The sequence below is a fragment of the Nostoc sp. LEGE 12454 genome, assembly GCF_056620565.1.
This window is the reverse complement of record NZ_JBWQXL010000025.1, coordinates 1-25,966: the sequence shown is the minus strand read 5'-3', so window position 1 is coordinate 25,966 and position 25,966 is coordinate 1. Positions and strand designations below refer to the sequence as shown.

Below are 25,966 nucleotides of genomic sequence, written 5' to 3'. Positions count from 1 at the left end.
AGATGAAAAGTAAAAAGATTTTTGTAATTCTTCGTGTAGGCAGAGCATAAACCAGTTAGTTTGGGAATAGTTCCAAGAGTTCTTGTGCAGCCACCTGAATTTGTGAAGGTTCTTTTACAAATCTGCAAAAAGGAATTGAGTAAGTCCAAGCTTGATAAAATGCCTCATTTTTATGGTAAGCATTAGGTAGAAAGACATGAGGAATACCCATAAGAATGCAGAGAATATGTCCGTGCAAGCGGTTTGTAATAATGAGACGATGCTGCTTGAATTGATACATACCATGATGCATATAACTTAGGGATTTAAGATGCATTGAGGAGTTATACAAGCTATTGAATCCAAAGGAATAATGATGGAAGTATTTCCAGAGATATCGGTATATCCACTCACCAGGAATCACTGTACCTTTTTGCAAGCCTTCCCGAATTCGTTCCATGCGTTCAGTTGTGTCATATTTGAAAGAAGTCCAATCTTCTACAACTAAATTAGGGAGATCGATAGAAGTCTGAGAACTATTTTGATTCAACTCTTTGTCATTTCTATAGTGATACAAAATAGAGTTGCTGCGGTTATCTCTCGATAATAGACCAGGTAAGTTGACCATTTCAAAAGCCATATCAGGTGCTTTAATTACCTGACAGTTGTAGAAATATTTTAGAGCAAGTTCATAACTGTATTCGTCACGGACAAACAAAGTCAAATTAGGATGTGAGTTGAATACATTTGCTGCTTCCGTTAAATTGCTTGGTTCAACAAAATAAATACTTTGTGGTAGGATAATTATTGGTCGATCTTGGTATTTGGAAATAATCTGTTCGCGAAATTTTTGATGAGCAGTCCAAAGATCGCCTAAATTCCCTCCTCCTTGTAGGAAAATAGGAGATTTTCCAATCCTTTCTTCCATTACTTTGCTAGAAAAGTTATTAGGACTGGCAGTATATTTAATTTTTGTTTTTTGCACATTTATTAAATAGAGTACAGTACCTAACCCGATCAGGTGATCGCCAATATTAGGATAGTCAGGATAGTCTAGTAATGCACACTCTTGAAATGTCTCTAATTTCCCTAGTGATTTATGCAGAAGTTCTTTCAGATGTTCCGGTTGGGGGGTAGCCATTAATTTTAGTTCCTCGTTGTTATTCGTTATTTCTCAATGAATGAGTTTAGCTAGAAGAAGCTATTTCTATAAAAAACCAAATTTTTACTTAGCTTTAATTAAATCCTGAGAGCTATTTAATTTTATTTTGCGATTGATAAAGATTGAGTTCTAGATAAAACATATTTGCTAGCCCAAATGCTGTAAAGAGGTAACGCTAATAGATGAGTCATGAGCACCGCAACAGCTACCCAAAAAATCCCCCATTTCACAGCTACTAGTAATGAAATTGTAAAAATTACAGTAAAAATTAGGTTCCAATAAAGATTGATGTGACTTTTATCTACAGAATTGAGTAACATCGAAGCGCCATCAGCAAATGGGCGTGGTAGCGCTGACAAACAGATAACTATCAATATTGGAATTGCTGTTACCCACTTTTGCCCAAAAACAATTGGTACATAAAATGGAGCTAGACTTGACTGTAGCAAAACTAATGGAAATACAATTAAGGCAAATGTTTTGAGGCTACTAAAATAACGTTCTTGGAACTGCTTAACGTTTCCCCGAGCAGCACAAAGATGGGGGTATAAAGACCAAGTCATTGTATTGATGACATTCATGCTGATTCCTAACCCAGCATTGAAAGCGAAATAGTAAATTCCTAGCGCCTGGACTCCTAAAAAACGTCCAATGATCAAGTAATCAAGATTAGCTCTTAGTTTATTTAGTAACTCAACGCCAAGAATATTTCTAGCATAACTAACAACTTCCTGCCACTTATTAAAACTAAACGACATGGTAGGACGCCAAGGATGATTCATCAAATTGATAACAATCCATACTGGAGTCGTAATAACAATAGGTATAACAACAGCCCACATTCCCATCCCTAATAGAGCTAAACCTATAGTGAGAATATTGGTTAAAAACGACTGCGTGGCATTGCATAATGCTGTAATTTTCAGGCGGTTCTCTCGCTGGATTAAGGCAGACTGAACTGCAAAGATTGGTAGCATTAAGTAGACTAATGCCATCATGCAGATAGGTAAGATAACTTGGTTATTACTATAAAACAAAGCAACTGGTAAAGCAGCAAGACACTGAAGAATAAACATTACTCCACATAGTATCCAATTAAGGCAGTAAGATGTCTGACAAATAATTTTCAGATCCTTCTCTGATGCCTGAACAATCTTAGATCCAATTCCAGCTCTTAAGGTAAAAACAGTTGCAAATTCATTGGTAGTCAAAACGATTGCTATCAATCCATAATCGTAGGGATTTAACAGTTGAGATAAAGTAACTGTTGTTCCCAATCGAAACACACGATTCACTAACTCTGCTCCCCCCATCCAACCAACATTACGCAGATATTGGCTAGACACTTTTTGCCTTAGCTTTTTGATTAACATCAGGGCATCCTTAAGAGACAATTAGATATTTTTTATCAAGTTAAAATTTAAGTATAAGCAGCTTCAGGCTTTTTATAAAGAGAAGATTTAGGAAGCTGCACTTCTTCTTTAAATGCAATTCCCATGATGATTAAACCGGGATAATATAAGTAACCTAAAACCTCTTGGCTATCATTAAATGTAAAAAGTAATAGAGTGACAAGAAAATACAATGCTACTCTGGCAGTTGTGCTTTTCTGTGCTTTAATCAGCAAAAATATAAAACTCAATAAAATTGGTACTAAAAAAGCAATGAAGCCAACTATCCCTTTAACAAACAAGAGACCAAACCAAGTATGGTGAGAGCCGATAGGCATTTCTGCTAATGCTTTAGGCCCTGGTGCTTCTCGAAAACCATGACCCCAGATAGGAGCTTCTTTCCATTTATCCAAGGCAATCATACCTAAAGCTTCATGCACTCGTGAAGAGTCCGGTCTAGCATTATCAAATGCTTCTTTAGCATCCTTAATAGTACTAAAAAGTGTCGTGCTAAAAATACCTGCTACAAAGCTAATAAACCCGATCGCAATTTGCGTAGTAGGTTTAGTAATTTTTGTAAGCAACAAGACTAATATGAAAACTATTGGTAAAGCTATAAAAGATAAGCGAGAAACAGATACTACACTCATAGCTAAAGAGCCTACCATACCAATGCAGCGCCACTTATTATTACGTTCTTCAAGAGCAAGGAAGAAGTAGATGTTTCCAATAAGACCGAGCGCAGGTGCCCAAGGTGCAAATAGAAATAGACGGACATTATTCGTACCGTAATCACTACCATAGAAATTTACATTGTAAAAAAGCTCACCATTCTGGATTAATCTTTCAATTGGAGAAGAATATAGGTGTGCAGGCAAGTGTACTATCCAAGCTAGATAAAAGAATGGAATTAAAATCAAACTTTGAAGGCATAAGATACAGACGGCTCTATAGATTAATTGTGTCCGAATATTGAGACAGCCACTTAATGGAAATAGTGCTAACAAAGCCCAATCTGTAAACCAATTAATTAATGACCTAAGAGTTTGATTTGTACCTACATCATAATTTATACAGCCTACAATTGTAGCGATCGCTATAACCAGAATAGAGACAATCCAAACCCAATGTATCCAATAAACTTTGATTCTTTTTTCAATACTAGTGTGCGCTGTTTGGTTCCAAAGCCGCTTACATAGATAAAAAAACAGTATCCAGGCTAATACGAAATTTACAGGATATAAAATACCAATAAAATAAAATACATAGGTACTAATTATCCAATACCAAACAAGACTTTCTTCAAAGTTTTGAGGTTTCATTGTTCCATTCTCTTCCTCTCTGTACTTCCAGTCTTATCAGATATTAAATTTTTACGTTCGCGCCACCAAAGTAACACCAGTCCAAGGGATACGAAAAGGGAGCCTAAAGTTGAACCTAGTAAAACCAATTTATCTTTTGGTGAAGTCGGTTTCTCAGGTAATGTAGGCTGTATAACAAGTTGAATCAGTGGATAAGATCCAAAAGTATTCGACTTGCCAATATCCAGTCTGGTCAAATTGGAGGAAAAGACCGCTCCAGCAATTTGCGTATTTCGCTTCAGCGAATCTAAGGTGCTTTCCAACCGTGTTAAATTCTTGAGCCTACTTTCAAGCTGGTTAAGCTGTTGTTCTATTGCTTGAGCTTGAGCGGTGAATCCCTTTTGGTCTGCCTGAACTATAACTAGTTCTTGGGAAAGAGCGTCTCGAGGAGCGTTGTTACCAGAGTTATTGCTACTAAGGCTTAACTGCTTTAGAACTGCCAAAGTAAATTTTCGCCCTAAAAGAGACTGACCTCGAACTATCAGGGCCTGTTGAGCAGCGTCTCTTTTCGCTTGCTCTGCAATTAATGTCGGATGGTTAGGCAAAAATTTTGATTCTAAAACAGTCACAGAAGCGCTAGCATCACTATAATTTTTTAAGTTTTGTTGAAATATCTGGTCTGTTTGAAGGGTAAAAGCATCTGTAGCTTGTCCAGCAGATAGTTTTAAATTATTCGATAATTCTGCTAGACGAGTAGTAGCCTGTTGCTGTTGACCGATTATTTCAGCTCGTTGTCTGCGGAGCTGTTCAATGTTGGTTGTCAGATCTTTAATTTGATCTTCAGAGTTCAAACCCGAACGTGCTTTGTAATCAGCAAGGCGCTGATGAGCATCTGCTAATTTTTTTTGCGAAGAAATCAGGGAAGTTTGATAACCGATATCTCTTTGAACAGCTTCTTGATTTCGTAGCATATTGAGTCTTGCTTGCAAGGCTTTGTAAAAAGCTAAAGATTTATTTCGAGCTTCATCGGGACTCGCGCCTTCGAAGTCAACGCTCATCATGGAAGTATTAATTATTAGCTTGAGCCGAGGTTTGCCAAACTCTTCTAAAGACATGTTAAGTTGATCCGCTGCCGCTTTTAATATAGGGTCGCTTTCAGCAATAAATTTATAAATTTCTCTGGGATCTTGAGAAGAAAGAGCAGCGTATGGAGACACATTTTCATAATTAGCATAGCCAATGTCTGGTAAATTAATATTGGCATTTGACCATGCTCCTGGCAGATTAATCGCTGAAGAACTAGTATAGGTCGGTGGTGTAAGCTTTAAATAAAGAAAAGTTGCAGTCCAAAATGCTATGTTGGTAGCTAGACCTAGAAGTAAGTAACGCTGCCAACATCCTTGTTTGGTTACTAATTTTCTCAAACTGCTAGGGTAACCCGCAGAGATTTCTGTATGATTGGCCATTAAAAATCCTCTAAAGTCGGGAACTGGCTGCGGAATTACAAAATCTAGGTGGGGTTTTGCGATTCGCCTAAGTAAACTTACAGGATCGTACTACATGGTTGCTTAAAAATTTATTAATAATTCTTATTAAAGTTTCCTTCTTAAACAGCAATGACAAAACTGCCTGATGGTCAATATTGTCTCAATGCAGACAGCATCCTCTAGGGTTCAATAAAATTATCCACCCAGATATCCACCTACCTGTACCTGATTTACTTTACTTTAATTTACTTCTTGTAAAGTAACTTAAAGTAAATACTTGCAAATCTTATGAAAATAGCAATGAGCGATCGCCGTTTCTGGAGGCTGCTAGCGCAAACAACTTGTATTGCTATACTTGCGCTGGCTATTGTCGTCAATTTTACACCCCTCAAGCCTAGTTGGAGTAAGACCTCAAGCTATCACTGGACTAATGTCTCTATTGGAGGAGGTGGTTATGTTACAGGGATTTATTTGCATCCACAAGAGCGAAATTTAGCCTACATCAGAACTGATATGGGTGGCTTTTATCGTTGGAATTCAAAAGACTACAAATGGATTCCGCTAACAGATATATTTAGCTTGCAACACAGCAATTACTACGGGGGAGAAGCCTTAGCACTTGACCCAAATAATCCAGATATTGTATACATCGCAGCAGGTAAATATACTACTGGTTGGGGTGGATTAGGAACAATTTTTAAATCGAGCGATCGCGGTCAAACCTGGAATAAGCTAAAAATAGACTTACCAATGGGCGGTAATGAAACTAAACGTTGGCTCGGAGAGAGACTAGCCGTTAATCCCTTTAATTCCAATGTTATTTTATTTGGCTCGCGATTGAATGGGCTATGGAAGTCTTCAGATAGTGGTACAACATGGGGCAAGGTTAGCTCCTTTCCCGAAAAGTCGGAAGCAAAGATTGGAATTGCAGGTATTGTATTTAGCAAAAATGTATCTGGACTAGTCTATGCCAATGCCTATGGAGATGGCATATATAAATCCACTGATGCGGGTGTTACCTGGAGCAAAATATCAGGAAGCCCATCACACGTGAATCGAATGGCTCTCGCAAAGGACAAAGTTCTGTATGTAACGCATACATCAGGTGTCAGCAAATATGCAAACAGTATTTGGAACGATATCACACCAAGTAACGCGAAAACTACATTTAATGCCATTTCTGTAGATCCAAACAATCCCAATCACCTTTTAATTGTTTATGACCAGTATGTTTCCACAACAAACCATCGTGTAATATTTCAATCTACTGATGGTGGAGCTACATGGCAACGGAAACAGCGTACCTTAAAACCTCAAGTGCCCTGGTGGCCTGAGTGGTATTTTGCCTCCGCAACCTCAGCTATTGAGTTTGACCCAAAAACTCCTGGACGATTATGGTTAACAGACTGGTATGGAACATGGCGGACAGACAACATCAACGCAGAGTCATCTGTTTGGTCGAACTATGAAAAAGGACACGAGCAGATAGTTAGCTTCGCCCTAGCCTCACCTCGAAGTGGCTCTAAATTGTTGAGCGGTGTTGCTGATACGGATGGGTTTAACCACAGCAATGGGCTAGATGTCTACCCATCTACGCAGTTTGGCGGCAAAAATAGTCCTCGCTTTCAGGATACCTATGGCCTTGCTTATAGCGAAAGCAATCCTTCACGAATGGTACGTGTTGGTGGTAATCGATGGAACAATACTTATACGGGAGCAACTTCGAGAGATGGGGGGCTGACATGGAAAAAATTTTCCTCGTTTCCGAAGAACACAATACCTTTGCGTGTAGCCATGTCAGCTACAAATCCAAATCTATTTGTCGCAATTATTAATCAAGGACAGCCTATTCGCACAACCAATGGCGGATGTTCTTGGAGCAAAGTATCAGGATTACCCAAAGGCCCCAAAGGGCCGTGGTACTGGGGTCAACCATTAGTAGCTGACAAATTAAATGGCAACACTTTTTACTACTACAGTAGTGGCAAGTTATACCGCAGTAGGAACGGAGGCGCATCCTTTAGGATTGTAAACTCATTATTGCCTTCCGAAAGTTGGTCTATGCTCAAAACAGTTCCGGGGGTTAATGGCGAAGTCTGGCTCAGTCTTAACTCTCACGGACTTTATCGTTCAACAAATGGCGGTGTGAAATTTGCCAAGATTCCTAAAGTGAAAAAAGCTTATTTATTCGCCCTTGGTAAGGCACGGGAGGGAAGCAAAATTTCTGCACTGTATTTGTATGGGGAAATTGCTGGTATGGGCGAAGGAGTTTTTCGCTCTCTCGACAAAGGAAAAACATGGATAAATATCACCTTTTTACACCAACCTATGGGCAATGAGCCTAATGTAATGGAGGCTAGCTGGCAGAAATTCGGATTAGTCTTTATTGGCACTAACGGTAGAGGAATATATCGAGGTAGTCCGTAAAAAAAATTACTGTTGTTTGTACAACTGACATCAGTTGGAAGAAAACCACAAAACTAAAAGATTATTAATTTTTGTGCCCTATGTTAATTTTTGTAAAAAACATAGTAGTATGATCTTTGCAACGTTATGTAATACAATTAGGTTGTTAATATGAGGTATACGGATATGTAGTATATGTATAGTTAACACTTATGGAATGACAGCTTAACACCAGCAAAGCTTTTGCAGTGCTGTAATATACTGTTTTTAAGTAGTATTCTAGGTAACTTTAATTAAGGTGGTAGAGATATTAGGTAGTGATAGCTATTAGCTTGATACCTTTCTTAATTCATTCATCTAGGAAAGGTAATCTTTTAAACCCTCTGCATACTAGTATTTTACTGCTAGTGTTGTGTTTATTCGGACAGCAAGTCTTCAACCTCTTGATAGCACACCTAAATCATGAAGTATATGAGCGCGTAACTCATGCTTTAATCGTAGGGCGAGAAGGAGAACGTCTACTCAATGCTGTGATAGATAATCAAGAAAAAGGTTTTCTAGAAAATTCCACTCAAGGACAAACTAATCCTATAGATTATCGTCTGAAGAGGCCCAACTTCCACAACAGCTTCAACCATCTGTACAATCTCGTACAAGATAACCCCGATCAAATAAAACAACTCGATAAAATTAGATATATCTATAAACAGTGGCAAAGGGAGTTGAAGCAAAAAGCGCTTTCTAGTTCTGCGAGCAACTCTGCTCTCACAAAAAGCACTTTATTTGATTCCTTGCACAACGAGATTGGGAAACTCATTCAGCATGAAGAGATGCTTTTGAAGGTTCGCAAAGATCGCGTACAGTATTTAAATAATATTAACACTGGGATCAATATTTTCACCACATTAATCATTTTGTTAGGAGCAATTTTAAATCTCCAGTTGTTGCATTGGCGAGTCAAACTTCCATTAAGCAAATTGACACAAGTTTGCAAACTTTGGCAAGCGGGACAAATGGAAGTGCAACTCTCCCATTCTTCTAAAGATGAGATCGGGCAACTAGCTGGAGTTCTTAACGCGATCGCTGATAAGACTCGTCACCGTCAACAAAGTATTGAGGTGCGTAATCAACAACTTGAAGATATGATCTCTGCACTTTCCCACGATCTACGTATTCCTTTACTTGCGACTCGTAACACTTTAGACTGTATGCTCAAAGGAGCTTTTGGTTCAGTAAATGATACTTGGAAGGAAGTTTTTCAAGAGTACCATGAAGCTAATGAGGATCTGCTTAAGCTTGTGGAACTTCTCTTAGATATCTCCCGTTATGAAGCCCGCAGCGCTTGTTTAATGTGCGATCGCCTGAATTGGGAAAAGATTTTAATTAAAGTAATTGGTCAGATAAAAGCAACATCTACACGTGAGTTAGCCTTCATTTGCAAAACTTCTCAATTGCTGCCAACTGTCTATGGTGATGAATTAGAAATTCAAAGGGTTTTACAAAACTTACTTGATAACGCTGTGCGGGTAAGTAAGCCTAACGGGGAAATTCTGATTGAGATAACGCCTGATGGAGAAGAGCAAGTGCGCGTTTCAGTGCGCGATCGCGGTTCAGGAATTGCACCGCAAGCTCAGGAAAAGCTATTCCACCGCTTTATTCAAGGACGAAGGCATCGTGGAAGAAGTGGGCTTGGTCTGTACTTATGTCGTCAAATTATTGAGGCTCACGGAGGAAACATTGGTGTTGAAAGTTCTCTTGGGGAAGGAAGTACCTTCTGGTTTACTCTCCCAAGTGCCATAAATAAAGTTGATACCAACGATGAATAGAATATAACCAGATGTAGCAATAATGATACTTAATATTGACGAAAATAAAACTGTGCGGGTTCTATTAGTTGACGATCACGCTTTAATCCGCCGAGGGATGAAAGGGCAATTTAGCCTAGAACCCGGTTTTAGTATAGTTGGAGAGGCTTTGGACGGTGGAGAGGCTGTTGAATTAGCTAGTCAACTCCAACCAGATGTAGTTTTAATGGATATCGATCTACCAGTTATGGATGGGATTACAGCCACCCAGCACATAAAAAGTAACTGCTTGACTACTTGTGTCCTAGCCTTAAGTGCCTTCGACGACGATATCCAGGTCATGGGGATGCTTGCAGCTGGTGCTGATGGTTACTGTCTTAAAACCATTCAATGGGAACAACTCATCGCCGTTATTCAATTGATACTTCAAGGTGGTGCTTATTTAGATCCTTTAATCGCTCAAAAAGTTGCTCGGATGCTTAGGTCAACCGCTGTCGCTCCCGATGTTCCTGTATCTCAGGTAATAGCGCAACCTATTCTCAGTAATCGCGAACGCGAGATTCTGAAACTTATTGCACAAGGGCGCTCAAACCAGCAGATTGCAAACCAACTCTACCTTTCACTCGGAACCGTCAAGTCTTATGTACGTATGGTTCTCAACAAACTTAGCGTTGACGATCGCGTTCAAGCAGCAGCTTTAGCCGTACGCCAAGGGTTGATTTAAGCTTATAGGAATTTATGTAAATAGTCAGATAATTCTGTAAAAGTGGTAGCCAGTGGTGAGATGTTATTCACGAGTTGTTCTGACCACAAAATGTAAGGCTGAAGTAGTTGATGCTGGAATTGCTCAGGTATGGGTAGACATAGCACCAATACATGAGGTTCAAACAAAGCGATCTCTTCCGGCGTGGGAATACAATAATATGGGAAAACTTCTGCATTTTGTTTTAGGCAATGACTGCTGACGCGCTGCACGGTCATGATATTGCTACCAACAACCATAATTCGGTGTCTTTTCATATATTTAGACTTATCTGCAAATGGGAAATTCCTACTAGACAATGGTTTTAGCGATCGTAAAGGAAGTGCGATGGCGTAATCGCCCAGCGTAGCCGATCGTCAGCGTTGAATGGACTTAACAATAAGGCTTTGGGCAAATAAGTTGAGCTAAGTCATCAGTTAAGAGCAAAAAGATAGGAGGGAAAAAAGATTTATTTTTTCCCAGAAAGGCTCACGTCATTAACAGATAAAAAGCATAAGCAATTCAATTGCAATCTGACAACTCTACAGACTGCCATTATTACCTGAATATAGAAATGACCAGAGAAACAAAACTTCTCACTCGCTACTGGAAATATTTTCACTCAACATATCATCTGTTCAACACCAATTCTGCGTGGCAATAATTGTTTGTTATCTTATTTCTGTAGTTGTCAAAGCTCTGATTTTTTTGGTTTTTTATGTGCTGTATTCAGCCAATGGGTGTTAAAAAAGCAAGCTATGTTAAGAAATGTAACTTTACCAAATAGCTTAAAAATTGGTTATTGTACAGTTTTGAAAAAATTAAACATACATTTGTTTTATTGTGCCTACTTATCTTATTATGAAATTTAGACTATCTGTACGCTACAGCCAAACGGATAGTTAGCTGGATAATTTTATTCCTCGTTAGGATACTGTATAAAAAATAATTTAAGTAGCCATCAGATAGTATTTTGCATCGGTATTTGCGTACGAAAGTATACGTAGGGTTCACTAAGTTTTTACTCAACCTTGTGAATAAACTCTCAATTCGGATCAAATTTTTTATGGTACTTACACATTAAACAGTTAAGTACCTCAAAAGCCCTGACAGAGAAAAAATTTCAGTTTTGTTGCAGGTAATGTTCACTTACCAGCAGCCATAATTTTTTGTGTCAATTAATGTATAACCTTTCAGTAAATTTCCGGTGAGCAGAAAATATGGGCAATGCTCTGAATTCTACTATTTTGCAACTCCAGATGGCGAGCATTAAATTATATGGCAGACCGAGTTAGTTTTTTAGATACTGATTTTGATCGTATGCCTTTATACGAAGCAATTGAACTCTTACTGGTGCAGTTGCTGAAGCGGCAGGGTGGTCGCGTGTATTATGCTAACGCCCACACGATGGTAACTGCTGCCAAAAACCCAGCATTGGCAAAGGCGTTAGAGCAGAGTGATTTTTTGTTGGCAGATGGGAGCGGAGTTCGTTGGGGTAGCGCTTTATTGGGTACACCATTGGTGCATAATCTCAATGGCACTGATTTAGTTCCGGCTTTGTGCAAAGAAGGGGCAGCAAAAGGTTTATCAATCTATTTTCTAGGTGGTAAGCCGGGTGTAGCTGAAGAAGCGGCAGCTAAACTCAAGAAAGCATATTCTGGATTGATAATTGCCGGAACTCAGCACGGCTATTTTCCTGAATCACAAACGCAGCAAGTATTAGAGGCTATTCGGGTAGCCCGCCCCCACCTACTGTTAGTGGCGATGGGCGTACCCTTACAGGAAATTTGGATTAACCAATACGCTAGCCAATTGCCTAGTATCACTTGTATGGGTGTGGGGGGTCTGTTCGATTTTATGGCTGAACGTGTGGCCCGTGCCCCCTATCCAATTCGTTCTGTTGGTATGGAGTGGTTGTGGCGACTGGCAATGGAACCGACTCGACTTTGGCAGCGCTATCTTCTAGGTAACTTTATCTTTTTACGTTTAGTATTAACCTACGCATTTGCTCGACGCCAAGGTGAAGAACAAAGTAGCCAAATCACATTAGCTGCACCAAATAAGTCTGGATTTGAAAACGATTTGAACTTTTAATTCATTACCAAGACTGATTAAAAGTTGCTTGTAACACTACTTTTTGTTTGGGTGATTCATCTAGTCAAAGTAGATTTTATAAATAGTTCAGGCTTAACCGCTTTACTTCAGGAGGTTTTGTCTAAGCGTTCAAGTGCCTGTCGTTCGGTAATTTGCAAGCACCTGTTCGGACGATCTTTGAACTGACTCAGATGGATTCAGTGTTTGAAATTTATGAGAATTACGATGCTCTCGTAATGATGTTGAATGCTTAAACATCAAGTATTGATTGCTACCGTCATTGCAAATATTTAAAGAACAGATTGACTGGTGACATATTTACTTGCTTAACTTATTAGAAAATCTCATTCCCGCTTTTACAAATTACTGAAATAAGTAAATGTACAGACGATCGAGTTCATCAATTTACTAATGAAACTGCAATTACCATGTCTAATACCCATACTCTTCCTATTGATATACAAGTTCTAGATGATACCCATACTCTTCCTATTGATATGGAAGTTCTAGATGATACCCATACTCTTCCTAAAGTTAAAGTTCCAGTTCATCCTTCTGTAATCAGTAAAGCCAAGCGAATGATTGACATCTTGGGTGCTGTTATTGGGCTATCGATTACAGTATTCTTAGCAATTCCTATTGCGATCGCGATTAAGTTAGATAGCCCAGGTTCTATATTTTACAGTCAAATTCGCTGTGGTTTGAATGGGCGTCACTTCCGAATTTGGAAATTCCGTTCGATGTCAGTTGGAGCTGACCAACTTAAGCATCTAGTTAAGAATGAAGCTAAAAGCGATCGGATATTCAAAAATGAGAATGACCCCCGCATTACCTGTGTAGGAAAGTTTCTCCGCCGCACTAGCTTAGATGAACTCCCTCAGTTTTTGAACGTGCTGCTGGGGGAAATGAGTCTAGTAGGCACCCGTCCTCCTACTCCTAATGAAGTAATACACTACTCAAAGCACCACTGGGAACGTTTGAATGTCAAGCCCGGTATGACTGGTGAATGGCAAGCTCATGGTCGCTCCAGTATTAAAGACTTTGAAGATATTGTTCACATGGACTTAGACTACCAACGTAAGTGGTCTATAGTTTATGATATGAGTCTGATCTTGAAAACTTTAAAAGTTGTGTCAAATAAGAGTGGTGCTTGCTAACCTACAGTTTACAGAAAAACAGTTATAAGTTTACTAAAAAATAAGCTTGCAATAGTTGCTCTAAAATTATGTAGGCAAACGCAAGTGTGTCTCCAAGAGTTGCCCGTCGTAGACATCGCAAATGAAGTATTGTCTCTGACTCAATTAGATGATTTCAGAGGTTGTTTGAAAAGTGTTTTGCTGTGACGTTAGGTACTTTTAAATCCCCTCTCATCCACCTTAAAAATGGGCTAACTGGAATCAAAGATCCCCTTTAAAATGGGGATTTAGAGGGAGCTAAAACTTTTGATGTCGATAACAGAACTTTTCAAACATCCTCTAATATCGAGTTTATTCAAAATTACGTTAAGGCAAGAGACGCGATGAATCGCCGTCTCTACAATAATCATTCTTTTGTAGAGACGGCGATTTATCGCGTCTTTGTGATGATTTATCGCATCTTTAGCGATTTAGAATTTTCATTAAAAAACCTTAATCGAACCCTATTATCTTATAGAGCAAAAACTTTTTCTATGTCACTGATTCACGGTAAAATTGAAAAAGTACAACTAAGACCCCATATAGGTTTTAGGATTAGCGTTCGTGCAACGACTCCGCAGGAGTATCGCGTTGCGAAAAAAATGGATAAAGTCAAGCTAAGTAAGGTGTTATTAGATTGCTCGACAGTAGCGGATTTGATCGACTGGTTCAATAATGTTAAAGAAAGCTGACTAATTTACTCAACTTCCTCACAATGAATTAACAGCTTTTCCATCGCTTCCGCTAAAGAAATCAATTCTGTCCAAGAGGAACCACTAACTAAATTTTGAGCGTGAGCTAATCGGTTTCGCAACTGTTCAGCAGACTTGAGGAAACGTTCTCCAAACCGTTTTGATTTTAGTCCTAGTTGCTGGAGAAGTTCTGGTTGATTTAAAATCAACTCTCGCTTATCACAGAATTGCAGATAATCTAACAAATCAGTGGCTTCGTTTCTTTCCTGACTTTCTCGCCATAGTCGTTGAGCAACTTCTAAGCGCTCAGGTTTAAGGACTTTTTGCCAAGAATCTTGGGGATAGTAAATCCGCACCAGCCGCAGCAAATTCATTTCTAGCAGCGTTACTAAGCCAAACAGTAGCATTCGCACGGGTGCTTTTTGCAAATCACCACAGGTAACAATACCACTTACTTGATTGCAATCCAAAACAAACAATCGCGGAGTTTGTTGCAAAATGGGTAGCAACTTTATCAGTGGGGTGGAAATAGCAATTAATTCTTTGGGATGGAACACCCGTTGATAGTCGCTACATTTACCTTTTTTGCCTGGGATCAAACTAGAGCGTTCTACATAACCGCTAATAATATCTCCCGTCTCAACGCCGATAACATCAAAATTTTGTGCTTGCATCCAATGCAGCACTTCTTTCGCCTCCGCATCAGCTGGCATAGCTTTTAGGGGTTCTGCTACGTATTCGATGGTAATATTGTTCTCAAATAAACTCCGCAGGTCTTGAGAACGTGATTTTAGGTGTTTCATCCCCCGGCTGTGAACTCACGTTAAATAATCCTACGGCACTCACGCGATGTCTGCGACGGGCTACGCCTACGCCAGTGGAATTTTCTGTTAGATTATCCTTGCGTAAGCGTAGCTATCACAACAAATACCGTATACCAATGTTATACCATCTTAGTTGGTATCATTTTAGTGATGATTAGACAATCTCAAGTAACAAAATATTTCGCATCTAGAAAAAAATAAATATATATGTAGTTAACTATATGAGAATAGTTGATTAATTGCGGTAGAAATGCCGAAAATACCGACAAAAAAATGTTATTACTAAAACGACGTATCGAATTGATACTTGGTAGAATCTTACCAAGATAACCAAAATTGATAATAATATTATTATGCCAAGAAAAGAACAAGGATGGGTTACATTTCAAACCTCAGAGGACGAGCGGAAGATTCTAGAGGAGTTCTGCGAACAGTCTCAACGCACTAAGACTGAGATTCTGCGGGAACTCGTGCGTAGTCTCACTCAGCAAACCTTAGCACCAATATCACCACCAACTCAACAGGAACAACAGGAAGATATCTACTACACTCAAAAGCCTAACATAGAAAGTAGTATTCAAAAAAAACCACTAAAAGTTAGCTCTCGCAATATTCTTAAAGGTGTAGTTAAACGAGTTATTTATGGAGCAGTTAATAGTGAGGTTACTTTGGAGATTATTCACAAAGTAGAATTAACTTCGATTATCACCAGAGCTTCCGCAGAAGAATTAGAATTATCTGAAGGAAAAGAAGCTTATGCAGTTATTAAATCTAACGATATTGTCATTGCTAGGGAATAGAAATATGTTGATTTTGGGCATTATAGTTAGATATTAAGAGAATAAACTTTCTTCACTTGACTATATGCGATCGCTATTTTCGTATCAATTGAAAACACCATAAGGTAGCATAAATGTGCTTCCTTACTGAAGTTGATACAGAAATAGATGTGCGATCTGACGCTTGCACCACAAAATCTAATGCTGTAAGGTTGGCGCACCAGTCAGAGTTGCAAAAAAAACCGCCGTTGCGCCTAATCAGCCATTCCTATGCTCTGTATAGGAACGATATAAACAAGTTACAGTAACAACAATTAACCTTCTTTAATCACTGCTTGATAGCGACCTAGCGCAATTAAAGGAAAGTATTGTTGATACAGATGATACTTGAGATAAAAATGGCAAGGGAAGCCAGTACCTGTAAAGTCCGCCTCAAACCAAGTACCATCGGGCTGTTGAGTTGCCAGCAGATAGCCAATTCCCCGTTCAATCGCATCAAGAGCTAATTTACCAGTTGCTTCACCTGCTGCTATCAACCCTATTATTGCCCAAGCAGTTTGAGATGCAGTACTATTTCCTTTTCCTTTGAGACTGGGATCGTTGTAGCTACGGCAAGTCTCACCCCAACCACCATCTGAATTTTGACATCCAACTAACCAAGCTGCTCCCCGTTCTATACTGAGTTTATGCCTTTGAGGATCGATTAACGCCAAAGCTGACAAAACGCCACTTGTGCCGTAGATATAATTGACACCCCAACGACCAAACCAACAGCCTTCAGTTTCTTGTTCGCGCAAAAGATAAGTAAGCGATCGCTCCAAATTATCACTATCAATTGACAAATCACAAGCACCAAGCATTTCTAGTACCCTAGCGGTAACATCTGCGGTGTTTGGATCGATCATCGCTTTCAAGTCGCCATAAGGGATGGAATTCAGCCAATCTCGATCGTTATCCAAATCAAAAGCAGCCCAACCGCCTGGTTTACATTGCATAGATGCAATCCAGTTTAGAGCACGAGCGATCGCAGCCTGCTTGATTTTTTCATTAGGAAGTTTCGCCAAATGTAGTGCCATTACCACCACAGCCGAATCGTCTACATCGGGATAAAAGCGATTTTCAAACTCAAACGCCCAAGCGCCTGGTTTTCCTTGGCGATTTTTGACAGCCCAATCTCCGTAATCTAAAATTTGTTTTTGCAATAACCATTCCCCAGCCTTTACCACAGCTGGATGATCTGGTGCAAAACCAGATTCTACTAACGCACGCATCGCCCAAGCTGTATCCCAAACGGGTGAAATACAAGGTTGTACTCGGTAACTATTTTCTGTTTCAATGGCAAAGTTATCAATTGCTTGCAAACCTCGTTCCACAATCGGGTCATTTGGGTCATAATCCAGACAGCGCAAAGCTAGCATTGAATTCAACATCGCCGGAATAATCCCGCCCCAGTCACCTGTAGCTTCTTGGCGTTCTAAAATCCACTTTTCGGCGGCTTTGATGCCTTCTTCACGAAAAGGTACTAAATTAAGGCTTTCTGCCAACTTGAAACCTCGATCGAGGGTGAGGAATAAATCTGTCCAATCGCCACTTTCGGGTAATTCCCACTGGACTCGATCGATACCTTCAGTGTATAGCTCATCTAGGTTGATAGCTGAGTCGGTGAGAAAAACAGGTTTGCGATCGCATACAATCAGCAGTGGCACAGTACTAGAACGCGCCCAGCTAGACATCTCGTAGATATTGACAGGGAAAGCTTTTGGCAACAGCATTATCCAAGGCGGTAGCGAGGGAATACCGCGCCAGTTGTAGCAGCCAATCAAGGCTAGGTGCAACTTGGTAAAAATCCGAGTTTTACTAATACCACCCCGTTGAAGAATAAAAGCTTTCGCTCTAATCATTGCCGGATCGGTTGCTGGTACACCTAACAGCCTCAGCGCCATATAAGCTTCAACCGAGGTGCTAAGTTCTCCGCCATCACCGTAGTAAAGTTCCCAACCGCCATGCTGCCGTTGCTGTTGACGCAAATATGCTTCAACTTTGTGTAAAGGTCTAGTTTGGTCTGTTCTCCAAATTTTATGCTGGAGGACAACTTCAGCAGTGATGGTGACATTAGATTCTAACTGTGCCCACCAATAACCTGCCGGATTTTGAATCGAAAGCAAATATTCTTGACTGGCTGCGATCGCATCTGCGACTTGATTGACTTTTACCCTATCTTGTGTTTGCATCAAAAACTGTTTAACCTCAACACCCAACACTAGTTATGAATACGGTATTACAGCGAAAAATTTTTTTCCTGTATCAATAGACAATAGACATAGTATTGTGTCTGAGTCACTGAAAATTTGCAATAGGTCATGGATGTAATTGTATTAGGATTGATGCTGTTATCCTTGACAATTTGGTTGGGATTACTGAGTTTTTGGGGACAGTTTTGGCGGACAGACCAGCAATTAGAGGTTATAGAAACTCAGCTAGAATCTTTACCTGTGGTTTGTGCGGTCGTTCCAGCGCGTAACGAAGCTGAGTTAATACCAACTAGTTTGCGATCGCTCCTACTTCAAGATTATCCTGGTTCTTTCAACGTGTTTTTAGTAGACGATCGCAGCACAGACCGGACAGCAAATTTTGCCGAAGGGGTTGCACACGCTGTCGGTAAAGCCCAGCAATTGCATATTATCTCAGGCGTTTCACTACCTCCTGGTTGGTCGGGTAAACTTTGGGCAGTTGAGCAAGGCATAAAGAGCGCGAGTTTATTTGCACCCGACTACTTTTTGCTGACTGACGCAGATATCGAACACGATCCTGGTAATCTCCGCCGACTGGTTGCTAAGGCTGTGCAGGAAGATTTAGACTTGGTTTCGGTAATGGTGCGACTTAGATGTGAGAGCTTTTGGGAAAAACTTTTAATTCCAGCTTTCGTCTTTTTCTTCCAAAAACTCTATCCTTTTCGCTGGGTGAATAATCCCAACAATTCCACAGCCGCCGCCGCTGGGGGATCTATTCTGATCGCCCGTGAAGCTTTAGAGCGAATCGGGGGTATTCAAGTCATTCGCCAAGCTTTAATTGACGATTGTGCCCTGGCGATGGCTGTTAAGAAGAGCAAGGGAGCAGGGGAGCAGGGGAGTAAGGGATACAAGGAAAATAACCATGCCTCATACCCAATGTCTAGTCAAGGGCGTATCTGGCTAGGATTGAGTAGCTTGACTCGCAGTTTACGCCCTTATGACTCGCTGGCGACGATTTGGGATATGGTTGCTCGTACTGCCTATACCCAACTGAATTATTCTCCATTACTACTATTGGGAACTTTGGTGGGAATGCCTCTGATTTATTTAGCTCCACCTATATGTGTGATTCTGGGTGCAGTTTGGAGCAATTGGGCGATCGCACTTACAGGTTTATTCGGATGGCTGTTAATGACTTTCGCTTACTACCCGACGATCCGCTTTTATAAATGTTCTCCCTGGTTCGCGTTGAGTTTACCTGCGATCGCTTTTCTCTATACCCTGATGACTCTAGACTCAGCAATACGTCACTGGCAAGGGCGCGGCGGCGCTTGGAAAGGAAGAGTTTACCCCAACTCAGATAATTTATAGTTTACTAAATTGCGTATTGTTCTGGGAGCAAAATTGGACTTTATCTTATATGTGTTGGTTAATGCGGAGGTGTATAGATGAGGATAACTGTTGAGGAGTTGTTGCAGCGTTATGCTGCTGGGTAAAGAGATTTTATTGGGGTTGATTTGAGAGATGCTGAATTGAGAGATGCTGAATTGAGAGGTATTAATCTGAGTCGAGCTAACCTGAGTGGTGCTGATTTGATCGGTGTTGATTTTAGTGGGTATGGATTTGGCCAGAAGATTGGTCCAATCCACAGTAACTTGAGAGATGCTATTTTGGTCAACGCCAATTTGAGTTGGGCTAATCTCAAATTTGTTGACTTTAGCCGAAGTGACTTGAGTGGATCTGATCTGACCTTCGCCGATCTTGGTAGCGCTATCTTGGATGACTCGATTTTGATAGGAACAAACTTCACTGCTGTTAAAGGGAGTTTCAGCATTGATGGATCTGAAACTGGATATGATCTGGAGTCCTGAAGAATTATATCTATGGGTATTGTCCTTGACTTATCAACAATTTTCGAGAAAGCACCCGATTGGGAACATTAAATTGAAGTAACCTTGCAGTCCCTTGACCAATTTGAGTTTTTCCTTCTATTCTGGCATTTTCAAGATAAAAATGTTCATCCCAGACCAGGCGGCGGGGATTAAACAATGGGACAATTTCTTGAGTAAATTGGTCTATAGTAGCGAAATCAGAGCCTTTATGACGGTTACAGGATAAACATGAAAGTGCCAAATTCTCAGCAGTAGTTTCACCCCCATGTTTGACGGCAATAATATGGTCTACTTCATGGGTATAAATAGAAAAATTTTGATGGATTTGGCAATATTCACAGCGTGCTGAAGCTCTCTGGAACACTAACCTACGGAGTTCCACAGAAATCGAATTAGAAGTCATGTTAGCTGATTGCAGAATAAGCTCGTGCTTTTAATAAAATCATCATCTGCTCTAGCTGCTCGTAAACATCTAATTCTGCTAATTCCATTTGACTGAGTGTTGCAGAGCGATTTTTTTCTAGTAATTCTTGTAGGCGTGTTTGAGATTGAAATGAAACTTTAAAATTAATAATTTCTTCTGGTTTTGGCCCCTTAATTAAAAAATCAATAACTTCTTGATAAACTGCTGGAATATTTGTAATCTCAGGATTAACTGTTGGCTGAATATTTGTTGGTAGATTAACAACGTCTAGTAATCGCCAAAGCAATTCGGGTAAGCGATTTTGCAGAGGTTCTAAACGTTGAGCTAGTTCATCGGGAATTTGAATGGTGAATTCTGCCATTGGTGCTTTTGTTGCGATTTTGCACTTTTAAGAATATGTGTTGTATCCTAATTATAGCTTTCAAACCTACCTCTGCATGAGATGCTATTGCTTCAATTAGGGCATCACACCCCAATACTTAGCGGCAGGTAGATTTTTTTAGATCGCCTGCTTTATATTTCGTCATTGATTTGTCCTTCTCAAATGCAGTGGTGTGATATAAGGCGTGAAAGCTAAAATTAAAGTAAGCCGGAAGTGGTTGATTAAAAGAATTATGACAACCGCAACACCAACAAATAATCCTGTTATTATCCCCAAAAAGTTGCCTTTTCTGGAGTCAATTTGTTGGCAGACTGCCGATGTCTATCGCTTTACTCCAGAACAAATGCTGAGTCGCTACGAGCGTGGTTGGCAATATCGCAACCTATTTAATAATCTTGAGGCTGAAGAACTCAATTTTCTTCAGGAACTCGCCAGACGCTATAAATCCTGGTTGCAAGTTTATTTATGACCTCCAGATTTGAACATTATAATAAAATTCTCACTGTTCTTGACTCCTTAGATTCGGACATACTTAGGAAGGGTTCTGCTTACTTTGGTGACGGAACCCTTCTGGCGTTTGAGTTTGAAGAATATCGCTGGAGTCAGGACGTTGATTTTATCGCTTCTGTTGGTACAGAAGGCTACAAATACCTGCGGACAGTAGTATTTGAAGGTGGGCATGAAGCATTATTTCGGGATTTAAGTAAAATCCAAGTTGGACGTAGCACAACTGACCAATATGGAATTCGGATGATCGTTTTTGTAGACGATCTGCCGATTAAAACAGAAATTATTGCCGAAACTCGTTTTCAACTAGACCCACCAAGATATCCAAAATGGTCACTCGTTCCCTGCTTAAGCTTCAATGACTGTTTTACCTCTAAGCTACTGTCAAATTCTGACCGTTACGCCGATGACAGCGTTGAGGCAAGAGATTTAATCGATCTAGCAGTTCTCAGGCTGCGATCGCCAATACCTCAAGTATCAATTGAGAAGGCTAAAAAAGCTTATCAGGTTATGCGCCCTTTGAAAAGAGCGATCGCACTCTTTCAGGAAAGACCGGGTTACAGGGAAAAATGCTTTCTCAGTCTGCAAGTCGATCGATCTCAGATTCCCAAAATTATCGACGGTATTGATTTGCTATCTACAGATTTAGGTTTATCTCACACTCCAAGGACTTTTCGAGAACAACATGATGTCTTTGCTGATTTAGAAACACAAATTGAAAAACGAGCATATTATTAAACTGGTAGCGATCGTCCCATGCCCAATGCCCCTAAATCCTTGAAGCTGTTTGTTTAGCACTGGCGGGTTCAACAGGCAATGGTTGAGCGGCTTTCAATATCGCATCCAATAACCCTGGAAACAGTACCTCTAAATCTTCACGCCGCAGGATGTTAATATGGTGTGTCCCTTCTTTGCGTGTCAAGACTATCCCAGACTCCCGCAAAATCTTGAAGTGGTTGGACATGGTAGACTTAGCGATCGCAAAATCAAACTGGGCACAGCATTGTTCCCCCTCAGTCGCCAGCAGGCGCACTATCTCTAGCCGCACGGGGTCGCCCAATGCATACAACACGCCCGGTAAAGAAATATTTTTTCGATCTGGATGATAAAGGAATCTCATAGTTGCATTATCTCATCAGGTGGCATATATTTTTATTATTCGATATTATCGAATTATAGAATTAAGTAGGAAGGCAATTTATGTCATCCATTACAAACGTCACAGAAGCCACATTCAAGCAAGAAGTCTTGGAAAGTGAAATTCCGGTATTAGTAGACTTTTGGGCACCGTGGTGCGGCCCTTGCCGGATGGTGGGCCCAGTCGTCGATGAAGTTGCTGTTGAATACGAAGGACAGGTGAAATTTGTGAAGTTGAACACAGATCAAAATCCTACTGTCGCTAGCCACTATGGAATTCGCAGCATTCCGACATTGATGGTTTTTAAAGGAGGTCGCCAGGTTGATACTGTCGTAGGGGCGGTTCCAAAAACTACCTTGAATAAGACCTTAGCACAGCATCTTTAATCTAGGTACTATTGTGAGATGCATTTAGTTTGCATCTTCTTTAGAGTGAGTCAGGAGTCTAATATATTTTGACTCCAGACTCCTGCCTTCTGACTCCTGAATTCTGTTTCAACTAACGGGGAAAGAGCGAAATGGACTTGAAATTGCATGGTAAATCCGCCCTGGTCAGTGGTTCAACCGCGGGTATTGGTTTGGCGATCGCTCTTGGGCTAGCTCAAGAGGGTGCATCAGTGATTGTCAACGGTCGGTCTGAAGAACGAGTAGCAGATGCGATCGCTAAAATTAAGCATTCTACACCCGACGCAAAAGTTTCTGGTGTTGTTGCTGACGCAGCCACTGCATCAGGGGTAGCGAAACTCATTCAAGAGGTTCCTCACGTTGATATACTCATAAACAATGTGGGTATTTATGAGCCAAAAACCTTCTTTGATATTACTGATGAAGACTGGTTAAAGATATTTGAGGTTAACGTCCTCAGTGGAGTTCGTTTGAGTCGGCAATATCTGCAAAAGCAGCTAGAGCAAAACTGGGGGCGGATAATTTTCATCTCCAGCGAATCTGCTATTCAGATCCCAGTGGAAATGATTCACTACGGCACAACTAAGACAGCGCAGCTAGCTATTGCCAGAGGTCTAGCAGAAATGACTATCGGGACTGGAGTCACGGTAAACTCCGTCCTACCAGGGCCAACTCGCTCAGAAGGAGTTGAAGATTTTATCACCAACCTCGCACAGGAACGCGGTATTACTCGCGCTGACGTTGAAGCGGAGTTTTTTCAAAATGTGCGTCCAAGTTCCTTAATCAAACGCTTTGCAACAAATGAAGAAGTAGCAGCGATCGTAGTTTACCTTTCTAGTACCGTAGCATCGGCAACTAATGGTGCAGCTTTGCGGGTAGATGGTGGCGTTATTCGGTCGATTGTTTAGTATTTGAACCACAACTGCATAGTCTATTTTCCTGAAATAGCTGTAATGCGCCGCACGCAAAATTGGGTATGGGGAAAACTCTTTCCTTATTCTCCCGATCTCGCAGATGTGGGGTTCCAAATTTTGAATTTTGAACTTTGAATTGGAGCGAAGCAACATGACTACTGATATCAACTTATTCTCTCCTTACCAATTAGGAAATCTGGAACTGCCTAACCGAATAGTGATGGCACCCTTAACCCGAAACCGGGCAGGTGAGGGAAACGTACCACACCAACTGAATGCTACTTACTACGTCCAACGTGCTTCTGCCGGACTAATTATTTCTGAAGCAACACAGGTAACTCCTGAAGGACAGGGCTATCCCGCGACACCAGGAATTCATTCACCAGAACAGGTGGAGGGATGGAAGTTAGTAACCGATGCCGTACATCAGCACGGCGGCAGAATTTTTCTACAACTATGGCACGTAGGCAGGATTTCCCACCCCGATCTACAACCGAATGGAGTTTTACCTGTAGCACCTTCTGCGATCGCTCCTAAAGGTGAGGCTGCAACTTATGAAGGGCCAAAACCCTTTGTTACTCCCCGTGCTTTAGAAACTTCAGAAATACCACAGATAGTCGAACAGTACCGTCAGGGAGCGGCAAATGCCCTAGCGGCTGGGTTTGATGGCGTGGAAATTCACGCAGCTAATGGTTATTTAATAGATCAGTTTCTCCGCGATGGCGCGAATCAACGCACAGATAAATATGGGGGTGACATTGAAAATCGTACCCGATTCCTGTTGGAGGTGACAGAGGCGGTAACTAGTGTGTGGGATTCTAATCGAGTTGGGGTACGTTTCTCTCCCAGTGGGACTTTTAACGATATGCGTGACTCCAATCCCCTGGAGACATTCGGTTATGCAACTCAAGCGTTAAATCAGTTTAATTTGGCATATCTGCATATTTATGAGGCAACAGAGGCAGACATTAGACATGGCGGGATAATAGTACCCACTAGTCATATACGCGATCGCTTTACAGGTACACTCATCGTCAATGGCGGTTATACTCGTGAAAAAGGTGATGCAGTACTGGCAAATAAAGCAGCAGATTTAGTTGCCTTTGGTACATTATTTATATCAAATCCCGATTTACCCCGACGCTTGGCTTTGAATGCACCACTAAATGAACCAAATCAAGCAAGCTTTTACGGCGGCGGTGAAGAAGGATATATAGACTATCCATTTTGGTCGCCTGCTAGTGAAGCAGTAGCTAATGCGTAATTCGTAATTCGTAATTCGTAATTCGTAATTCGTAATTCGTAATTGTCCCTTGCGAATAATTTTTGTTTTTGTTTCATGAATAAATAAATTCGCTTGTATGCTAATTACGAATTATTTGGTCATAATCCAACTATCAGGAGAATATCATGAGTTCCATCATCCAAACCCAACCTTTAGATGTACCCAGTGCGATCGCTCAACGTCGTTCTATCAAAACTTTTAAAACAGACCCCATCGCCCCAGAACTGCTCAAGCAATTGGTAGAGTTAACCGTAGCAGCACCCAGCAGTTACAATATTCAGGACTGGCAAATTATTCTTGTGCAAGATGAGGCGCAAAAGGCAGCCTTATCAGCAGCAGCTTGGAATCAACAGCAAATTGTCCAAGCACCAGTTACCTTTGTTTTTGCTGCCGATGCGAGTGCATCTGAAAAAAACTTGAACCCAATAATTGAACAGGCTCTTGCAACTGGGGCATGGAATGAAAGCACAGCTAATTATTTTAAAACTGCTATTCCGCAATTTCAAGAGACACTGGGAGACAAGCGACGCGAATATGCGATCAAAGATGCAATTATTGCCGCTACACATTTGGTATTAGCAGCAGAAAGTTTGGGTTTATCTACTTGTTTTATGAATGGTTGGCTTGAAGACAAAGTAAAAGAAGTGATTGGTGCAGGAGATAATCCAGATTTAGCGATCGCTGTTTTAGTTCCTGTGGGCTATGCAGCCGAACCACGCTTAAATCCCGGTCGTTTGCCATTTTCCTCCAACGTCTCTGTAGACAGAATCGGTAATCCTTATGCAGGGTAGCTTTCTCTAAATTGGGAATCGGGCATTGGGAGGGGCAGAGAGGCAGAGGGGCAGAGGGGCAGAGGGGCAGAGGGGAAATAACCTACTGCTGCTCCCCCGCTCCCCGGTCACTGAGGGTAGCCGAAGTGTTGCTCCCCTGCTCCCCTGCTCCCCAGCCCCAC

General features: G+C 40.8%; 25 protein-coding genes. 15 read left to right on the top strand and 10 right to left on the bottom strand.

The genetic code is table 11. From position 1 onward, the window contains the following. Positions 1–55: 55 nt before the first annotated feature. From AC1F2U_RS22865 to AC1F2U_RS22850, 4 genes are all read right to left on the bottom strand, one after another. Positions 56–1,120, bottom strand: a complete 1,065-nt coding sequence (locus AC1F2U_RS22865; RefSeq protein ID WP_480263174.1) for a polysaccharide pyruvyl transferase family protein — start codon at positions 1,118–1,120, stop codon at positions 56–58. A 122-nt stretch (positions 1,121–1,242) separates the two neighbouring features. Next, positions 1,243–2,514, bottom strand: a complete 1,272-nt coding sequence (locus AC1F2U_RS22860; protein ID WP_480263173.1) for a lipopolysaccharide biosynthesis protein — start codon at positions 2,512–2,514, stop codon at positions 1,243–1,245. A 47-nt stretch (positions 2,515–2,561) separates the two neighbouring features. Further along, complete coding sequence (locus AC1F2U_RS22855; RefSeq protein ID WP_480263172.1) at positions 2,562–3,854, bottom strand: O-antigen ligase family protein; 1,293 nt, start codon at positions 3,852–3,854, stop codon at positions 2,562–2,564. After that, positions 3,851–5,299 (bottom strand): GumC family protein, encoded by a 1,449-nt coding sequence (locus AC1F2U_RS22850; protein ID WP_480263170.1) that lies wholly within the window; start codon positions 5,297–5,299, stop codon positions 3,851–3,853. Before AC1F2U_RS22850 ends, AC1F2U_RS22855 begins: the two co-directional genes overlap by 4 nt. 309 nt (positions 5,300–5,608) lie before the next feature. On the opposite strand from AC1F2U_RS22850, the gene AC1F2U_RS22845 reads away from it, so the two are divergent. The 3 genes from AC1F2U_RS22845 (at position 5,609) to AC1F2U_RS22835 (ending at position 10,255) form a co-directional block, all read left to right on the top strand. Beyond that, positions 5,609–7,747, top strand: a complete 2,139-nt coding sequence (locus AC1F2U_RS22845) for a WD40/YVTN/BNR-like repeat-containing protein (protein WP_480263169.1) — start codon at positions 5,609–5,611, stop codon at positions 7,745–7,747. A 386-nt stretch (positions 7,748–8,133) separates the two neighbouring features. After that, complete coding sequence (locus tag AC1F2U_RS22840; RefSeq protein ID WP_480263167.1) at positions 8,134–9,552, top strand: HAMP domain-containing sensor histidine kinase; 1,419 nt, start codon at positions 8,134–8,136, stop codon at positions 9,550–9,552. Positions 9,553–9,574: 22 nt separating this feature from the next. Beyond that, a complete protein-coding gene (locus tag AC1F2U_RS22835; protein ID WP_480263165.1) occupies positions 9,575–10,255 on the top strand; it encodes a response regulator in 681 nt (226 codons plus the stop codon). Between the two features lie 2 nt (positions 10,256–10,257). Here AC1F2U_RS22835 and AC1F2U_RS22830 read toward each other — a convergent pair whose 3' ends face one another. After that, positions 10,258–10,551, bottom strand: coding sequence for a hypothetical protein (locus tag AC1F2U_RS22830; RefSeq protein ID WP_480263164.1), 294 nt, complete (start codon positions 10,549–10,551; stop codon positions 10,258–10,260). Positions 10,552–11,551: 1,000 nt separating this feature from the next. Between AC1F2U_RS22830 and AC1F2U_RS22825 the strand changes: the two genes are divergently transcribed. The 3 genes from AC1F2U_RS22825 (at position 11,552) to AC1F2U_RS22815 (ending at position 14,234) form a co-directional block, all read left to right on the top strand. Beyond that, on the top strand, positions 11,552–12,367 hold the full coding sequence (locus AC1F2U_RS22825; protein ID WP_480263163.1) for a WecB/TagA/CpsF family glycosyltransferase: 816 nt from the start codon (positions 11,552–11,554) through the stop codon (positions 12,365–12,367). A 497-nt stretch (positions 12,368–12,864) separates the two neighbouring features. Beyond that, on the top strand, positions 12,865–13,524 hold the full coding sequence (locus AC1F2U_RS22820; RefSeq protein WP_480263229.1) for a sugar transferase: 660 nt from the start codon (positions 12,865–12,867) through the stop codon (positions 13,522–13,524). A 362-nt stretch (positions 13,525–13,886) separates the two neighbouring features. Continuing rightward, positions 13,887–14,234, top strand: a complete 348-nt coding sequence (locus tag AC1F2U_RS22815; RefSeq protein ID WP_480263161.1) for a hypothetical protein — start codon at positions 13,887–13,889, stop codon at positions 14,232–14,234. A 5-nt stretch (positions 14,235–14,239) separates the two neighbouring features. Here the strand turns inward: AC1F2U_RS22815 and AC1F2U_RS22810 are convergent, their stop codons facing one another. After that, positions 14,240–15,037 (bottom strand): hypothetical protein, encoded by a 798-nt coding sequence (locus AC1F2U_RS22810; RefSeq protein WP_292731256.1) that lies wholly within the window; start codon positions 15,035–15,037, stop codon positions 14,240–14,242. 374 nt (positions 15,038–15,411) lie between these two features. On the opposite strand from AC1F2U_RS22810, the gene AC1F2U_RS22805 reads away from it, so the two are divergent. Then, positions 15,412–15,858: a TOBE domain-containing protein gene (locus tag AC1F2U_RS22805; protein ID WP_480263159.1), complete on the top strand. Its 447-nt coding sequence runs from the start codon at positions 15,412–15,414 to the stop codon at positions 15,856–15,858. A gap of 293 nt (positions 15,859–16,151) precedes the next feature. Here the strand turns inward: AC1F2U_RS22805 and shc are convergent, their stop codons facing one another. Next, a complete protein-coding gene (gene shc, locus AC1F2U_RS22800; RefSeq protein ID WP_480263158.1) occupies positions 16,152–18,068 on the bottom strand; it encodes a squalene--hopene cyclase in 1,917 nt (638 codons plus the stop codon). 129 nt (positions 18,069–18,197) lie between these two features. Between shc and AC1F2U_RS22795 the strand changes: the two genes are divergently transcribed. Further along, complete coding sequence (locus AC1F2U_RS22795) at positions 18,198–19,439, top strand: glycosyltransferase (protein ID WP_480263157.1); 1,242 nt, start codon at positions 18,198–18,200, stop codon at positions 19,437–19,439. A gap of 134 nt (positions 19,440–19,573) precedes the next feature. Next, positions 19,574–19,939 (top strand): pentapeptide repeat-containing protein, encoded by a 366-nt coding sequence (locus AC1F2U_RS22790; protein ID WP_480263228.1) that lies wholly within the window; start codon positions 19,574–19,576, stop codon positions 19,937–19,939. Positions 19,940–19,949: 10 nt separating this feature from the next. On the opposite strand, the gene AC1F2U_RS22785 is transcribed toward AC1F2U_RS22790, so the two are convergent. Both AC1F2U_RS22785 and AC1F2U_RS22780 read right to left on the bottom strand, forming a co-directional pair. Next, entirely contained in the window at positions 19,950–20,363 is a 414-nt protein-coding gene (locus tag AC1F2U_RS22785) for an HNH endonuclease (protein WP_480263156.1), read from the bottom strand. 1 nt (position 20,364) lies between these two features. After that, positions 20,365–20,745 carry a hypothetical protein gene (locus AC1F2U_RS22780; protein ID WP_480263154.1) on the bottom strand — a complete coding sequence of 127 codons (381 nt, stop codon included), beginning with the start codon at positions 20,743–20,745 and terminating at the stop codon, positions 20,365–20,367. A 253-nt stretch (positions 20,746–20,998) separates the two neighbouring features. Between AC1F2U_RS22780 and AC1F2U_RS22775 the strand changes: the two genes are divergently transcribed. Both AC1F2U_RS22775 and AC1F2U_RS22770 read left to right on the top strand, forming a co-directional pair. Further along, positions 20,999–21,235, top strand: a complete 237-nt coding sequence (locus tag AC1F2U_RS22775; RefSeq protein WP_480263153.1) for a hypothetical protein — start codon at positions 20,999–21,001, stop codon at positions 21,233–21,235. After that, the gene (locus AC1F2U_RS22770) at positions 21,232–22,011 is read left to right on the top strand and encodes a nucleotidyl transferase AbiEii/AbiGii toxin family protein (protein WP_480263152.1); all 780 of its coding nucleotides are present in this window, start codon (positions 21,232–21,234) and stop codon (positions 22,009–22,011) included. The genes AC1F2U_RS22775 and AC1F2U_RS22770 overlap by 4 nt, the downstream gene beginning before the upstream one ends. A 31-nt stretch (positions 22,012–22,042) precedes the next feature. Here AC1F2U_RS22770 and AC1F2U_RS22765 read toward each other — a convergent pair whose 3' ends face one another. Beyond that, positions 22,043–22,393 (bottom strand): ArsR/SmtB family transcription factor, encoded by a 351-nt coding sequence (locus tag AC1F2U_RS22765; protein WP_480263150.1) that lies wholly within the window; start codon positions 22,391–22,393, stop codon positions 22,043–22,045. 80 nt (positions 22,394–22,473) lie between these two features. On the opposite strand from AC1F2U_RS22765, the gene trxA reads away from it, so the two are divergent. The 4 genes from trxA to AC1F2U_RS22745 all read left to right on the top strand — a co-directional run bounded on the left by trxA (position 22,474) and on the right by AC1F2U_RS22745 (position 25,805). Then, entirely contained in the window at positions 22,474–22,797 is a 324-nt protein-coding gene (gene trxA, locus AC1F2U_RS22760) for a thioredoxin (RefSeq protein WP_292829099.1), read from the top strand. A 131-nt stretch (positions 22,798–22,928) separates the two neighbouring features. Beyond that, on the top strand, positions 22,929–23,723 hold the full coding sequence (locus AC1F2U_RS22755) for an SDR family NAD(P)-dependent oxidoreductase (protein WP_480263148.1): 795 nt from the start codon (positions 22,929–22,931) through the stop codon (positions 23,721–23,723). A 157-nt stretch (positions 23,724–23,880) separates the two neighbouring features. Then, complete coding sequence (locus AC1F2U_RS22750; RefSeq protein WP_480263147.1) at positions 23,881–24,993, top strand: alkene reductase; 1,113 nt, start codon at positions 23,881–23,883, stop codon at positions 24,991–24,993. Between the two features lie 146 nt (positions 24,994–25,139). After that, positions 25,140–25,805: a nitroreductase family protein gene (locus tag AC1F2U_RS22745; RefSeq protein WP_480263145.1), complete on the top strand. Its 666-nt coding sequence runs from the start codon at positions 25,140–25,142 to the stop codon at positions 25,803–25,805. Positions 25,806–25,966 lie beyond the last annotated feature (161 nt).